This is a genomic window from Methanosarcinales archaeon (assembly GCA_014859725.1).
In the GTDB taxonomy this organism is placed as follows: Archaea; Halobacteriota; Methanosarcinia; order Methanosarcinales; family Methanocomedenaceae; genus Kmv04.
This window is the reverse complement of the sequence record JACUTQ010000041.1, coordinates 1-15,400: the sequence shown is the minus strand read 5'-3', so window position 1 is coordinate 15,400 and position 15,400 is coordinate 1. Positions and strand designations below refer to the sequence as shown.

At 43.3% G+C, this 15,400-nt stretch carries 17 protein-coding genes and 1 tRNA gene; 4 read left to right on the top strand and 14 right to left on the bottom strand.

Annotation, left to right across the window (positions count from 1 at the left end; all coding sequences use genetic code 11):
- Positions 1–273: 273 nt before the first annotated feature.
- From IBX40_05240 to rpiA, 3 genes are all read left to right on the top strand, one after another.
- Positions 274–383: transfer RNA gene (locus IBX40_05240), tRNA-Tyr, on the top strand.
- A gap of 142 nt (positions 384–525) precedes the next feature.
- A complete protein-coding gene (locus IBX40_05235) occupies positions 526–1,377 on the top strand; it encodes a hypothetical protein (GenBank protein MBE0523723.1) in 852 nt (283 codons plus the stop codon).
- Between the two features lie 177 nt (positions 1,378–1,554).
- Entirely contained in the window at positions 1,555–2,262 is a 708-nt protein-coding gene (rpiA, locus tag IBX40_05230) for a ribose-5-phosphate isomerase RpiA (protein MBE0523722.1), read from the top strand.
- A 46-nt stretch (positions 2,263–2,308) separates the two neighbouring features.
- Here the strand turns inward: rpiA and IBX40_05225 are convergent, their stop codons facing one another.
- The 14 genes from IBX40_05225 to IBX40_05160 form a co-directional block, all read right to left on the bottom strand.
- Positions 2,309–2,776, bottom strand: a complete 468-nt coding sequence (locus IBX40_05225) for a hypothetical protein (protein MBE0523721.1) — start codon at positions 2,774–2,776, stop codon at positions 2,309–2,311.
- 36 nt (positions 2,777–2,812) lie between these two features.
- A complete protein-coding gene (locus IBX40_05220; GenBank protein MBE0523720.1) occupies positions 2,813–4,324 on the bottom strand; it encodes a DUF2193 family protein in 1,512 nt (503 codons plus the stop codon).
- 1 nt (position 4,325) lies between these two features.
- Positions 4,326–6,110, bottom strand: a complete 1,785-nt coding sequence (locus IBX40_05215; GenBank protein ID MBE0523719.1) for an aldehyde ferredoxin oxidoreductase family protein — start codon at positions 6,108–6,110, stop codon at positions 4,326–4,328.
- A gap of 11 nt (positions 6,111–6,121) precedes the next feature.
- The gene (locus tag IBX40_05210) at positions 6,122–7,111 is read right to left on the bottom strand and encodes a 5,10-methylenetetrahydromethanopterin reductase (protein ID MBE0523718.1); all 990 of its coding nucleotides are present in this window, start codon (positions 7,109–7,111) and stop codon (positions 6,122–6,124) included.
- 10 nt (positions 7,112–7,121) lie between these two features.
- A complete protein-coding gene (gene mtrH, locus IBX40_05205; GenBank protein MBE0523717.1) occupies positions 7,122–8,042 on the bottom strand; it encodes a tetrahydromethanopterin S-methyltransferase subunit H in 921 nt (306 codons plus the stop codon).
- Positions 8,043–8,050: 8 nt separating this feature from the next.
- Positions 8,051–8,215 (bottom strand): tetrahydromethanopterin S-methyltransferase subunit G, encoded by a 165-nt coding sequence (gene mtrG, locus IBX40_05200; GenBank protein ID MBE0523716.1) that lies wholly within the window; start codon positions 8,213–8,215, stop codon positions 8,051–8,053.
- Complete coding sequence (mtrF, locus tag IBX40_05195; GenBank protein MBE0523715.1) at positions 8,205–8,423, bottom strand: tetrahydromethanopterin S-methyltransferase subunit F; 219 nt, start codon at positions 8,421–8,423, stop codon at positions 8,205–8,207. The genes mtrG and mtrF overlap by 11 nt, the downstream gene beginning before the upstream one ends.
- Complete coding sequence (locus tag IBX40_05190; protein ID MBE0523714.1) at positions 8,420–9,118, bottom strand: tetrahydromethanopterin S-methyltransferase subunit A; 699 nt, start codon at positions 9,116–9,118, stop codon at positions 8,420–8,422. The genes mtrF and IBX40_05190 overlap by 4 nt, the downstream gene beginning before the upstream one ends.
- Positions 9,118–9,426: a tetrahydromethanopterin S-methyltransferase subunit B gene (gene mtrB, locus IBX40_05185; protein MBE0523713.1), complete on the bottom strand. Its 309-nt coding sequence runs from the start codon at positions 9,424–9,426 to the stop codon at positions 9,118–9,120. The genes IBX40_05190 and mtrB overlap by 1 nt, the downstream gene beginning before the upstream one ends.
- 9 nt (positions 9,427–9,435) lie before the next feature.
- Positions 9,436–10,188, bottom strand: a complete 753-nt coding sequence (gene mtrC / locus IBX40_05180) for a tetrahydromethanopterin S-methyltransferase subunit C (protein MBE0523712.1) — start codon at positions 10,186–10,188, stop codon at positions 9,436–9,438.
- The gene (gene mtrD, locus IBX40_05175) at positions 10,189–10,911 is read right to left on the bottom strand and encodes a tetrahydromethanopterin S-methyltransferase subunit D (GenBank protein MBE0523711.1); all 723 of its coding nucleotides are present in this window, start codon (positions 10,909–10,911) and stop codon (positions 10,189–10,191) included.
- The gene (gene mtrE / locus IBX40_05170) at positions 10,912–11,805 is read right to left on the bottom strand and encodes a tetrahydromethanopterin S-methyltransferase subunit E (protein MBE0523710.1); all 894 of its coding nucleotides are present in this window, start codon (positions 11,803–11,805) and stop codon (positions 10,912–10,914) included. It abuts the gene before it with no gap.
- A gap of 41 nt (positions 11,806–11,846) precedes the next feature.
- Positions 11,847–12,368, bottom strand: coding sequence for a TATA-box-binding protein (locus tag IBX40_05165; protein ID MBE0523709.1), 522 nt, complete (start codon positions 12,366–12,368; stop codon positions 11,847–11,849).
- A gap of 259 nt (positions 12,369–12,627) precedes the next feature.
- Positions 12,628–14,133, bottom strand: a complete 1,506-nt coding sequence (locus IBX40_05160) for a hypothetical protein (GenBank protein MBE0523708.1) — start codon at positions 14,131–14,133, stop codon at positions 12,628–12,630.
- A gap of 97 nt (positions 14,134–14,230) precedes the next feature.
- Between IBX40_05160 and IBX40_05155 the strand changes: the two genes are divergently transcribed.
- Complete coding sequence (locus IBX40_05155; GenBank protein MBE0523707.1) at positions 14,231–15,142, top strand: hypothetical protein; 912 nt, start codon at positions 14,231–14,233, stop codon at positions 15,140–15,142.
- The last annotated feature ends 258 nt before the right edge of the window (positions 15,143–15,400 follow it).

Here is a 15,400-nt window from a genome sequence, read left to right as displayed (position 1 = left end):
TTATTCATTGATACAGAAAAATTCCAGGAGGTTTGTTCTATGATAGATAATTGTCCAATGTGTTCTGCTGAAAAGTGTATGGCTAATGACCTGTTGTTATGCGATTTTCAGGGCATTGATTTTCATGACTGTCTGCGTTATAAGGTTAAAAACCTAAACACAGAATTTACCCAGCTAAGATAATCATATAAAGACTCATTCAAACGAGCACAACGAAAAGGATAAGTACAATCGTGCAAATTAAAGCCATCCGGCTGAGATTAATTCTATTGTCCCGCCTTAACTCAGCCTGGATAGAGTGCGCGGCTGTAGTTTGTTCATGCGCCGATTGGCGCACACGCGCAGTAACCGCGATGTCCCCGGTTCGAATCTGGGAGGCGGGACTTTTTTTTTGCTTCTTTTTCATCAGGAAATTATCGAAATGTTTATAATATGAATGGAATATAATTGACTTGGGATGTATAATGTTTTAGGACATTTACTATTTCGAACATTAATAATTATATAAATATCCTGTTGAACGTGGTGGAAATTATTAGAAAGATCATAGTCGGTATAATGGCATTAGCAGCGTTTGTAATTTTAATCATGCTGCTTGGAAATTTGGATGCAAATCTGGAAATGGAACAGTGTGGTGGGTGCCATACTCCAGAGTCAACTATAAGAATGCATGATTACGTGGATCCAATGGAAAAAGCATGCGTCGAATGCCACCCTAATACAGCGACTGGTCTTAGTGTACATGCTGAAATGGTCCCCTCCGAATGTGGTCGTTGCCATGAATTCGGGGATAAACCTGCATATGCAGAATGTGATCTTTGTCACGGTGAACATTATCATGTAGCAAGTGGAATTGACACAGGCGATCAAGACTGCATAACCTGCCATCATAGTCATTCAATTTTAACTGACAGGGGATGTGCCAAATGCCACAGTGAGGTTTATGATGCTTTGAAAGCTTCTGAGGATAAACATTCAGAACAACCTGATAGCTGTTATACCTGCCATACAGAACATAAGTTCCTTCCTGCCTGCCTGACCTGTCATAAAGAGTTGTTACATGGTGAGGACATACCTTATAACTGCACAGAATGCCACCAACCGCACACGCCAAAAGCCCTGAATTTCAGTCCACTAATAGGACCTGAGGAATGCGCAAAATGTCATCCTAATAGTTATCTGGAATTCCAGGACAATGCATCTAAACATGCCAATATACAATGTGTTGAATGTCACCAGAAACATCAACAAGCGAGTGACTGCAGAAACTGTCATGCAGATGTGCATCCAGAATATATTGAGTACAAAGTTGATGAATGCCTGGAATGCCACGGGGATCAACATTCAATTTCCAAATATGGATTAATGAGTGGTTAGGTGAATTTGCACCGCTTTAGTAGTGGGACATAAAACATTTATGTTTCACTTTATATAGAGCGGGCATCATAGCATAGTTGTTTATGCTATTTCACCAACAAAGGGCGCAAAGATATGAGGATTAATGCAAATGCTTGAAAATAATTCTCGAATGTTCTATAATGGATTTGTGTTTACATGAGTTCAGTGAAGGATAGAACAGGAAAATCCAATACCCTTGAAAAAAAAACCGTTGGCCATGCTGTAGCAGACCTTGTGAAAGATGGAATGGTAGTTGGTCTTGGTACCGGTTCTACTACTGCTTTTGCCATTGAGGCCATTGGACTGAAGGTCAAACAAGGACTGAATATTCTTGGAATTCCTACATCCTATCAATCGGAAATGTTAGCGATCAATTGTAATATACCGCTTACAACACTTGCTCAGAACCCGGTAGTGGACATTGCAATTGACGGTGCTGATCAGGTAGATAAAAATCTATTTGTGATAAAAGGAGGTGGAGCTGCACATACTAATGAGAAGATTGTAGCCAGCTCTGCAAAGCGTTTTGTGGTGCTAGTTGATAAAAAGAAGGTTGTGGATATTCTAAATCATCCAGTTCCCCTGGAAGTTATGCCTAATGCCCTGGAACTGGTTAAAAAAGCGGTTGTAGAGCTTGGTGGGGATCCAGTGTTACGAATGGCTACACGTAAGGATGGGCCTGTAATAACTGATAATGGGAATTTTATAGTGGATGCTGATTTTGGGGAAATTGATGATCCTGAACAGCTGGGATTTGAATTGTCTGGATGTGTTGGGGTGGTAGAACATGGTATTTTTGGGAATGTGGATGAGGTTTATGTAGGCATGTCTGATGGTGGAATTGAGATATTAAAGAAGAGATGATATTAGAAATTATTTCACTACTATTATATTAAGATATATCTTTGCATCAGGTTTTTATGTTATTTCTGGTATTCAGCTCATCCATAATTCCTTCATAGATCTTGCACCACTCATCAAACTCGCACCCCGAATTCCACGGCATACCGTCCCTGAACTCCTTAACAAGATCATAATATTTATCGGGCATCCACGGAGCCTTAAAATCGAATTGGTCAAAATCACCCCAATCTTCAAGAGTATTAAGGGATTCCAATCCGTTCTCAAGGCCTGTTTGATATAATTTCGTATGAGGATATGGAGTGAAGAAGGACAACAAAATATCCATATGTTCAAGTCGATCCTGTTCACCGTACACTGATATCATTTTGTGAATCTCTTCAAAGGTTCGTTTTATTTCTTCTTTAGTATCAATTCCTGGGATCCCGACCATGAAGGATGACCTGATATCGATGTCATGTTTAACACACGTCCGGGTGCAGATCTCGATCTGGTCTATCGTAGCGCCCTTGTTCATGGCATCCAGAGCAGGCTGGTACCCGCTTTCAGCACCTCACATCACAGAATTCAAATCAGGCGACATGCAGTAATTACACTTGGCTGGCAGGAACCTGTTCGTGGCACAGTTCTTACACATCTGCACCGGCGCCATTGGTACTTCTGGATTCAACACTGTTGCATTCACCATTCCCACAATACTTGGGGGTTCAGGTGCCAGCAGGCATGGCTGGTCTACGAACCGTAGCAGGGCAGTGGATCGCACTGTGATACCAGTATAAGGATATGTGTACCACTGGGGATTGTTCAATTTTGAATTTAACCTGATAGCTGAGAGGTCTATTGGCACTCCTGATACCTTTTTGCCCAGACCTCTGGGTTTAGGTGCATTGATCCTCTCGCCACGTGTCACAAAGTCCATCCAGTCATTGATATGCAACTCGCCAACCATGGGTCTGTCAAAGGGATGGGTCATAACATAGTTCTTGAACCGTTTCTGGAACAGGTCCTGGAACATGTCGGCATTGAATCCGTCCCATTCAAGGATCTCTGACATTGCAGAAGCACTGGCACCGGTAGCTACTGAGGCCACATCAAAGGGGCTCTTGATCTTTCCCATTGCCAGTGCAGTACCGAGCGTATCGTACACAGTATTGGATACCGATTCCAAAATCGCCATGCACATATCATCCTTACAAATATGGAAATAAGAAGGACCGATATGGTGGCCTATATCACCCACATGGGTCGGCAGCATCACAATATTGGCTACATGGACCCCTGCATCATAAGCTGCTTCGATATATGGCGTGAATTTCTTTTCATACATATCGAAATACTTGAACCGATCATAGGAACTGTGCCCAAACGTCCCCATAAGTTTCAGCATCACCTTTGAAGGTTCTGTCCAGATCCATTTCAAATAACGTTTCTCTTCCTCAATAGCTGTCTGCACATTGCGGCACCGCTGCAACACTCTGGTGTAGCGGTCCCCGAACACATAGATACCATTCAATCCCCACGACTTGGCAGCCAGAATGGCCTGCTTGTATTTCTTGTCAATAGGGGTTCTGGCAATTATCTGTGCAATTACATTGAAAGTACTACCCGGAAGAGCTGCGAAATCCTTGGAAGATATTATACCATAAAAACCGTTATGCACCCTTGTAGCCTCAATACCGATAATGTCGTCGGACTCGTCAATGGTCCTTACAAACTCCTCAATAGCATCCCTGAAATCAGGGTCGTGCCTGTACATCACATCAAGGGTGATAGGAGTCTGCTGCCATTCCAGAAATGCACAGTCCATGGCAGTCACAGTTTTTGTGAGAGATGTAAGTACATCATAATGTATCAGCAGTGACTGCCGGTACAGGTCCATGGCTTCTTCTGACTGATCAGGATGTCGCTGGAAATTCTCCACCACATCTACGAATGGGCGGGCATGCTCAAGTAAAAAATCATCATACCTGTACTCTTTGATACACGACACCGATGCCTTCTGGGCAGCGATCGCATCGCCCACTACCTTCTCATCAAGATTGAGCTGACTAACTTCTCCAGCCATATTATTCACCTCTATCAAGACCGTATTCCTTCAATCTCCATGCTTCCGGCACCCCTTCCTTTGACCATCCGCGAAGATCATAATATTCCTTTAGCATTCCTTTAAGTTTGACAGTCTGCCCTCTGGCCGGTCCGGCCGTAACTCGCTCGTTCAGCAACCGGTTAGGCAGGGTATCATCTTCCTTTGAAAGACCTGCACTCAGGTTATACATGCGCTCAATATTGTATATCCTTGCACCCACTTTCATCAGATCCGCAGCATCGAACTCTATGCCTGTTGCTGCAGCATACATCTCAGCATAATTGTCAATTCCCAGTGAGAACTGGGTGAACCGGCATAATACCAGGGAATCCACAAAAGCACTGATGTCCTGGAAATCCATGGTCCATCTGGCCTTACCATCAGTCGAGAACCTGTCCAGCATTTCCTTTGGGGTTCCCAGCACTTCGGGAGACACCATATAAGCCCGCAGGTGGCATCCGCCTCTGTTGGATGTGGCATATGCAAGACCCATGCCCTTTGCTCCTCTGGGGTCATAGGCAGGCATCTCCATTCCTTTAACTGCCATGGATACTTCAGGTGCTCCGTACTTTTCGCACAATAGTTTGGAACCTTTTGCCAGTTCCTCACCAAAGCCTTCCCCTTTCCCCATCATGTGGACGGCCCGCAAAATGACTTCACGATCACCCCATTTCAATCCTTCATTGATCTTACCCATCTCTTCCAGTTCCATTGCTGCTGCAATGGTAGCGCCTGCGGAAATGGTATCAAGACCATACTGGTCACAAAGTACCCCAGCTTCTGCAATAGTAGCGAAATCAGTATTATCCATGTCTGCCCCAAAGGACCACACGGTTTCGAATTCAGGCGACTTGAATTCCCTGCCATCTTCCAATTTGACCTTATGTCCGCACACAATCGGACAGCCATAACATCCCTGGCGGCCTGAAAAAAACTCATCTCTGATCCGCTCGCCGCTTGTGAGTTCTGCTTTATCAAAAGGCCATTGTGATTCCTGGAAGTTCTTGACCGGATACATACCATTCATGTTGATTACATGAACAAGCACTGTCGTACCCCGGCTGGGCAGGCTCTCTCCGGTAACAGCTTTCTCTTTCAAGAGCGCCGTAGCCTCAAACACTGCCCGATCGAACCCATCATTCTGAATCGCGATCTTCTGTGAACCTAAAGCCACTATTGCTTTGAGGTTCTTGGAACCCAGCAAGGCACCAATGCCACCTCTGCCCAGTGCCCTTTTGGCATTTACCATAATACTTGAGATCAAAGACTGTTTTTCTCCGGCAGATCCTATACACATTACCTTACCGTCATGTTTTTTCCCAAGAATATCGTCAGTCTGGCTTGTGTTCTTTCCCCAGACCTCAGATGCATCAAAGAGTTCAACAGTTTCATCAGATATTGACAGGTATACAGGCTCATCCGCCTTTCCTTGAATTATAAGAGCATCATACCCTGCCATTTTTAGCCATGGTCCGAAATGACCGCCTGCATGGCAGTCTGTAAGGGTATTGGTAAGTGGAGATTTGAATGATGCACTGAACCGTCCCGATGTAGGGGCTTTTGTCCCGGTAAGGGGTCCGGTAGTAAATACGATCTTATTTGCAGCGCTTAGCGGGTCGGTCTTTGAGTCCACCTCATCAGAGATTATCTTTGCACCCAGACCCCTGCCTCCGATAAACATCTTTGCTGTTTGCTCATCCAGCTTTTCATCTGTGATCTTACCTGCTGTCAGGTCAACTCTCAAAATCTTATTCATATATGCCATAAAATTACTCCTCACCCCATAGCCGGGATAATGTCTTTACCTACCAGCTTGATGGCTTCTGTCCTGTCAGGACCAATGGGCGAACCTACCACTATCTGGGTAACTCCTGCCTCGATCAATTCATGGATCTGCTCGATACAATCTCCGGGAGTACCGCAAATCGAAAATGCCATGATCATATCATCAGTCACTTCCTGTACTGCCCGTTTGAATCCTTTTTTAAAGGCTTCATTGAGCCTGGTGCTATCCTCTTGTGGTATCCCGTGCCTCTTTAGAACATCAGGTGGTGAACCTGCGGTGATAAAAGCAACCACTGGCCTGGCTGCAGCCACGGCCTTTTCTCGATTCTCTGCTACTGAAAAACTGGTATATGCACCCACATCGAACTGTGAAAAATCCCTATCTGTATCACTTGCTGCACCTTCTTTTAGCAGCTTCACAGCAAATTCAAAGTCTCTGGGGTGGGATGCATTCACTAAAGCGCCATTCCCCAGCTCACCGGCAAGTCTGAGCATCCCAGGACCCTGTGCGCCGATATACACGGGCACTGCCCTTTTACCAAAATTTAGTTTTGCCTTTTTTATTGAGACCACGTTACCATTGTAGGAAACGGATTCACCTGCAGTGAGTTGTTTTACCACTTCCACGGTCTCCCTGACCATCTGCAAAGGCCGGGTCCACTGCACTCCCAGATTCTCAAATGTCATTTTATCTCCGGGACCTATTCCGAACACTGCTCTGCCACCAGATACCTCATTCACAGTGGCAATTGCAGAGGCCAGTTGCGGAGCAGTCCTGGTATAGGGATTTGTTACTCCGGTTCCTAATTTGATCGTAGATGTCCTGGCAGCAATATAGGTGAGCAGTGAAAAGCAGTCCCTGTTATTATAGTGATCTGTTATCCAGGCAAATTCAATACCATTCTCTTCAGAGAACCTGATCATATCTGCCAGTTTATCTGCCGGTTCATTGGCCAAAAATTCTATGCCGAATCGTACCATATTTTCGACCTCACGCAAGTTCGTATGGATGAACTTCTGCATGTTCGATGCCGAAATCCTGCAAGGAATCTGCCATTAGAATATCTGTCATAGCTACAGCAGGTGCGGCATACTTAGCATTCTCCACAGGTCCTATGAACAGTGAATTGGCCCCGGCTGTAATGCCAATAGTATTGGCTGAGATATCAGCGATCCTGCGATATTCCTTTTCTGCATTCTTATGCAGCCAGGCCCAGGAACTGGGTATGTTGTGGGCACCCACACCAGTCGGCAGACCATACAGCGCCTTGACCGTTGAAAGCAGCCTGAATGAGGAACCTGCACCCTGGCCGAAGGGCTGCACTCCAGGGTCGTAGAGGATATTCTCGAACCCACATTCCTTTGCTATGGTGAGCAGACCTTTATCTACGAACCCACCCCCGTCTTCTAATAGCGCAACCCGTGCTTTCACTGACGGATCCTGCATGTTGAATCCTAAAATTACCGTAGCTTCGATCTTGGATCGGGTGAGGGCAGCTATCTCCTCCTCATCGATCATCATGTTAATTGCATTATACATGGTACGTCGGGCATAGCCGTTCTGTGAAGCATGATCCAGACCTACAATTCTGGATTCCAGGTCCGCAGAATCAATTATTAATGGCGCTTCGGTGTGGTCTGCTACAAAATCCAGTCCCTTTACCATGAGTTCAGGAGTAAGTCCTACCACCTGGAAGATATAGGGAATGTGGTGTTTATCTCCTGCCTCTTCAACTTCACGTATCTTCTCTTCCGCCTTTTTTTCATCAAAGGTATTGTTCTTATCATCTACAATGTTATGACCGTCATAGAATATGGTGGGTATCAACACTGTCGGGTTCTCTCCCACATTGCCACCGATCTTAACGCTCCCGATCTCCATTACTTTCTGATCCCGTGCATATTTGAACATATTATCACCTAAATCCCAAGCAGGTTGACCAGGATTAGAGCTACCACCATACCATATAGCACACCCAGCCACCTGCCTATCATGGTTCCCCTCTGCTGGAGAATCTCACCAGCTGAGAATTCCACAGTAGTCTCGATCTTATCCAGTCTTTCCATCATTGAATCATAATCCATAATGTATCACTCCCAACAGCAGCAGTATCAATCCAACCAGTAATCCCAGCACCAGGTACAGCCTGGCTGCTGGGTGAGATACCCCGGCAAACGTGCGCTGATCCCTGCCTATGATCATTACCCTGCGCCCAAGGTCCGTAACCATCCTGTCGATCTCCCTGGTATTGGGGTCGCCGATCATGGGAATTGTATGCTGTTTCTCTTTCATATCAACCGCCTCAATATCAACAATATAAATGTTACCACAAAACCGATAACAAAACCCTGGAACACGCCTGAATACAGTCCTGACATGACCTTCTGCACCTTACCCAGATCCTTGACCTCAGATTCAATACTCCTTATCCTGGCTTCCAGCGAGACCAGTTCCGGAGACATTACAGTTACACCACTTACAGTTTCCTGGCCTCCTCCGCTAAAGGAAACCAGTATGGGCTCGCCCTCGAATTCTTCTTTTTGGGCCAGGTTGTCAATAGCCCCCTCGATCCTGGTCAGATCTTCCACGTTCATCAGGTCGATTATCTCCACCTGAGAGCGCCAGATATCGATTGTCTCGGAATCGATGTTCGTAATGTATGGAATGGCACCATTGGCTTCGTTAATTCGCCCCTCGTCATCGATACCGTGTTCATGCATGGCTTTAATGGCATCCCCTGCCAGGTGGCCGTGCACCTCAGCACCGCATACTACCAGGTACCGGATATTGGTATTGGAAACAATATTGGCAACCACTTTCTCGATCCCGATGTTCTCGGTCTTCATGGTACCTGAAATAGCACATCGCTTAGTAAGGCGCTCCTTATCCAGTTCGCTGGCAAGGGTGACCACAGCAACGTGGGATTCAGGATCACCTGTCAGGTATTCTCCTGATACCGGAGGCCAGTTCTGTACAGTGGAACCCATTACAGACCACTTCCATAGAGGATATAAAGGACAATAATACTCATTAACAGACCCAGGATGAGGCCGTACACCAGATTGGTGATCTTGCCCAGGTTAAGGAAAATACCTTCCCTGTTGGGATGTGAAATAAGAGGTGTCGATCTTGGGTCAAGAGAATGCAACAGGTCGTTTGCAATTGAATCCAGTACATCGATCCTGTCAGATACAGGGCCCAGGTTTGCTTCCACATTGGAATCATCCATTAAGGCGATTACACCATTATACGGGTCAAGGGCAATCTTCTCTTCCTGATCTATTATGGCATACATTTCTTCACCTCAATGTTCAGCAGCCGGGAAACCTGTCCAGGCCATTCCGTAGATATCTTTTTTCACGTTGCGATACCAGCCAATAAAAAATACTGCAAATCCCAAGGCACTTACAAGTAATACTCCAGCACTACCCCAGGAAGGAACCATAAGTAATAGTAATAGTCCGAATACAGTTGTGGTCATGGATGCTTCCACACAAGACAGCCACAGGGTCCTGCGCTGGTTCTCTCCTGCACCCATGCTGCCGTTATAGGGATGCAACACCGCCAAGGTCACTGCAATATACATGAGCGGGAACAAAATCGTTACCTGCTGGGGAAACAGTCCAATAAGGAACCTGATTATCACTGCTGTTACTGCTGCCAGGATTGCAGATTCCCGTATCATAACCGGGATCTTCATTTTAATTATCTTTTGGGCGCAGATCCCTGTTATGGCTCCACCAGCTAAAGCCAATGCGATTTCTACTACCGGGTTTAGTCCCAGCAGCATGCCCGCATATACTGTGGTTGCACCCACTGCCGTACCCCAGTACCCTATAGATGAGGTGCCAGTACCCAGGCCGTAACTTGCCAGGCTGCGCACGCCATTGGCACTGCTTAAGAAAGCTGGCCATATGGCAGGCACCAGAATGAAGACGAAACTGATTTTTTCTTCAAGCATAATTCCTGCCAATCCTGCAATAATTGCAATAGCAAATAACCTGATGGATTTGATATCGGTTTCACCAGTCGGCGTGGCACCTGTGTCTACACTCATTCAGGCCGCCCCCGAATATTGTGATACCGAGTATATGATCAAAGCCAGGAAAGTACTGACAATAAGGCATGAAAGGAATGTTTTTGGTGTTCTCAATATCTTTCTATCAAACATACCTTCGGTCTTTCCCACCAGGGTATATGCTGGCAGTACGCAGTTGATGAGAAATATACCAGCTGCGACCATTCCTGACAGGCTGGCAGCTTCAACACTGAAAGGTGAGAACAGTGTGAATACTCCATAAAACACCATGGCACCTCCCCAGCCCCCTATTACTCCCCCAATGATCCCGCTGACTGTAGTCTGCACAGGCATACCATGGCCGTCAGTACCTGGAGTAATATAGGGTTTTTGTTCCCAGCCAGTGATCACATCCTTGGTACTGGTGCCTAGTACTGACAGTTTGTTGGCTGTCTGACCCGAGACCGGGGGCACGCCAGTTCCAAAGGCGTTCACCAGGTTTCCACCAAGTATAGTAAGTATTATCATGAGTGCAGAACCGCCAGCCCCCGAGGCCAGCATCACTGTCAGTCCTTCTTCCAGAGAAAAGGATGCTGACAGAATACCGGCCAGGCCCGCACCGAATGAGAGCATGGAAGGACCTGTAGCTATGCCTGTAGAGGCTGACATGGCGCCTACCGCACTGGCTGGGATGAAATGGACGCATACACCCACCAGCACGCCGCCTGCAATAATAAGTAACATCGAGATCAGGGGCTCCATTCAATTCCCCTCCTCAAAGGGACCATATTTGTCCCGGGTATATTTTTCAAGATAGACTATGAATATAAAAATGATAACAATCGCTGCAAATACCAAGATAACAGAAGTCCATGGTCCACCATATATCCTGGAGACCGCATCAATGAATATTAATAGCCCGAAAGTAAGGCCTGTCACCGGACCTCCGAAACGCATAGTAAAGTAGGGCGTATCTACCGAGTTACGGTAGCCGTATTCGCCTTTTACATCAATATCACCCTGTTTTGATATGGCAATGCCAGAACCGAATTTATAGTGCTGATACAGGCGTTCGGCCCCATAGTGCACATCTCCAGTGGATGAACCAATGGCTCCCAGTGTGAAACCCAAGAACATGGCAATGAGTGGGACTGAGAAAGGACTACCTAACAGAGAGTGGATCACAAAGGCCAGCAGGGTCAGGCACAGGGCAGATAAGAACACGAAGGTCATCGAAAGAGGTAAAGCTGAAACCAGACTGTCCCAATACAGAATCTGTTTAAAGTTCTTCATGCTTGCAACCCGTGAAACATGAGCCAGTAAGCCGTACAATCCCTGCATCAGTGCAGAGATAAGGGAACCGATAATAGCTGCTATAAGCACACTCTGGATGCCGCTTAATCCTAAGATTGAAAGATGTCCGATCAACAGATATGCCACAGTGGCGGCCAGGGTCGCCCACAGTGCATTTTGTGGTGGTTCACCTGCTATGGCCTTGTTATAATATCTGTGAAGGTGCCCGATCTGGGGTGCCAGCTGGACCTGTGAGTTGGGATTGCTGGCAGAACCGGCATCTGAATCCTCGTTCTCAAAGATACCTGCAAGGAATGCAAGGAGCCCTGCAAGGGCTGATCCCAGTAGGAGTGTCTGGAACATAGGGGCCTACAGTTATTAACCTCTCGATATACGTTTCGAATCTATTCGATATTTATCATTTCTTTTAATTTTTTAAAAGCCAATCTGGTATCTTTAAGTTTTTTCGTTCCCATAATATTGACCTTTCCGCTCCTGAAAATCATGAGTGTGGCATGATATTCAGGCACGCGGTACACCAGACCCACAAAATTCTCTGGATGATATTCTACATTTTCAAATCCAAGCTGTACTATCAATTGATCCATGTCCAGTGTCCTTCCAAGATCTGATGCTGTGACAATATTCTGTATTTCTGGTTTTATCTCTGAAAATTCTATACCCAGATCCCTGAGTATATCTTCAAATGCAGACTGCCAGGGTTTCAGGTCTTCCAGTTTCATGAGATTGCAAACGATTTTGCCGTTTTTTAAAAAAATTGCGGTAAATTTAGGAGATTTAATGCGATATACGACGCCATCGAAGGTGATCGGATTGTAAGATACCTTTAGTTTTTCAGCAATGGCTGCTAAATCCAATTTAATTGCCAAGTTGACTGTAATGACAACATTTACCACATTACACATTAACTGATATTGCTCTAATATTATATTTCAATCTATTCATGAATATTTATGATCACAAAGTATTTTCCACCCCTGGGAAAATCATTCGTATTTATCATTTTATTTTATAAGTACCGATAATATGACCGAGCCAGTGGTTTTTACCAGCATATAAGCTCACACAACAATGAGTAAAGTGGGAGTAACAGGATACCTTGTCACGTGTTGAAGGTTTAATATCCAATATGTCCTGGTCGAGGCAAATATGTTTTCACATCTATTATAAGTCATATGATTCATCAATCGGCATTTTTAATTTAATCTCAATTACAATATAAAATTCGCAAAAATCGTCCCCTGATGGGATCATTTTTTCAACTTTTATCACTGCATCGCCTTTGAAGGCATAATCTACAGCCCCTTTTAAAAGGCCATTGGTAAGATTACATAAATGTATCTTAAATTTCCCATGCCTGTGTGCTATTTGGCATTTACTTACAATATAATGCATGACGTTAGCATCAATTAATTCAAGATTTGATTCCCGTCCTACCTTCTGATCAATATCTGAAAATGCATCCTTAAACTTTTCGAGGTCCCAATCTGTAATGTTAAATTCTTTTTCATATTCCATTAATATTTGTTCTCCCATCCTGAATCCCAATTCATTAGCCTTATTATTAATTAGGCTTTTATCCTTAATACCATCAAGGAATATTAAAAAGGTCATCAATTCATGGTTGAAATTGCCCTTTGAACTTATCAGATTGTCAACCAATTCTGTTATCCTGCCATCGATCTCTGTCTTATGCTGTAAAATAATGATACTTGAGGTTTGAATTGCTTCATAGTGGTATCCATTTTGTTCAAGAATATTCAATACTGTCCTGGTTATTGCCTTAATTGCTTTGTCTATAGTATAAGAATGGAAGATTTTTAGCGTATCCTGGTCGATCTCAACTCTGTCTACTATCCCGGATGTCTCAAATACCGATTTAATAACAGGCAGAAGTTGTTGAAGATTGATGTTAATACAGGGCATTCCTGAAAATATTGAAAATATATCTGTATCAACAGGTTTTATACCAGAAGTCAAATGTTCATAATTTTTCCTATGTACCGTAACCATTTGATAACCGTTATAAATGTGTGTCTTGATGAGGTAATTCCAGAATTCTTGTCGCGATTTGATCTCATTTATTGAAGTATCCAGATATCCCAGTTGTGTTAAACAATCATTATAAGCTTCATTTTGACTGTTCCTCTCAACCATTTCAAGTTTAGTGAGGGAATATCTATGTGATAATACATTGATTCCAATTTTTTGATCGATGAGACACGAGCAGATCAGCTTTGCAATTAACTCACGCTGGTTTTCACTTCCACCTGACAGAATATATATGATAGGTTCTTTGAAATTGATTTTAGTCTTCCAGCCGAGGTTAATGCATAGATCATTGAACTGAGTCGCCAATCCTTCAATATCTGAAAAAAAATGAGGTTCAATTAAGCTTTCTACGATCCCTTTTTCAGGAAGTAAACCGCGACTACATTCAAGTATCCATTGCCATATGGCCTGGTCTACAAGCAAACGCTGGTTCTCAATTCTTTCAATTGACACAGCATCGTCTATTGCATTTTCAATACTTCCATAGCTTTTTATCATTATATCTGCAAAGTCAATGATCTCTCTAATGCTGGCGCTTATATTATCCTGGTTTTTTTTAAGTAATGGTGATAATATGTCCAGATGTTTTTTCTCAAGTGTTATATTTCTACGTTCCATGATCATTTTGATAAATTAAATGCTACGATTATAAACTTCTGTGTTCACTCTACTATTTTAATATGAAATCAAATAAACATTTCTATAGGTGGAAAACATGAGTGAAATAGACCAAAATATCAATTCCATAGGATTAATTGATCTTAGTTCTGAAAACGCTCCGGATTATTTAAGTGGTAATGTCAGGCGCATTCAAGCTGAAAAAGCTCGTCAGGAAAGAAAAATGAAACAGCTGGAAGAGGAAGTAAAATTTTTTGAAGACCTTACCAATAATGTATTAATTCCTAATGGCCTGGTAACTGATAAAGAAAAAAATTTTATTTTTTTAAAAGACAATGCTTTACAATCAAAAAATTTTTGGAACAGGTGGTTGTACAATTATAACCAATTAAAGAACCTTAACGGTGGTACAACATTGGAATCATATAAGAAAAACGAGTTCAATGAAAATCCGATAAATTTATTAAAAGGAAAAATGGGCTCAATGCCTGAGAATTTATTTGATATTACTTTTTACCTGGATAAGCTTGCACGGTTCGCCGCTGATTTGCAGACCGAATGGAAAACACCTCATTTTTCTACGAAAAAAAATAACGCAGGAACAAATATACTGGTAGAGGAAATTGGTAGTGAGCGAAATCTTGAAGCCGAGCAAATTGTTAATAATATTTGGGATATTATGGAAGATTTCAATATAACTAACCAGAAAAACCTGGATTATTACAAGGCAGTAAATAAACAATTATCAGATCATAATTATGATAAAAAACAATTGCATGCGATACTCAAAGATGTGTTTGAAAATCACAGAATAGCCAGGGAATTTGAAATTGAAAGGTTTGAATTATTAAAAAAATACTCGAAAATATTATTTTTAGTGAAGGAAAACTGGGAGAAGCGATTAAACCGGAAATATGATGGATTCACAAATTATGATGATGTTGAATCCACTATTGATAAAATTCTCAACAATAGACTTGAGCTAATTGATTCCATATTTGAGGAATAACCTGTCAACTATATTTGTATATTACAATTTCCATTCATCTCACACATATCTTCAGCAGGATCATATCGCAAGCAGTCCAGACATTTAAAGTTTTCAGAATCATTCATTATAATTCAAATGTAAAACCTGTGGTATGAAATTTCCCGAGACCAAAGGTACCCATTCTACAAACGGCACCTCACAGAAGAACAGATTATCTTGGTATGTATACTTCACACCTCCAAAAATTGAGCTTTTTCAAATCTCTGAAACCGTAAT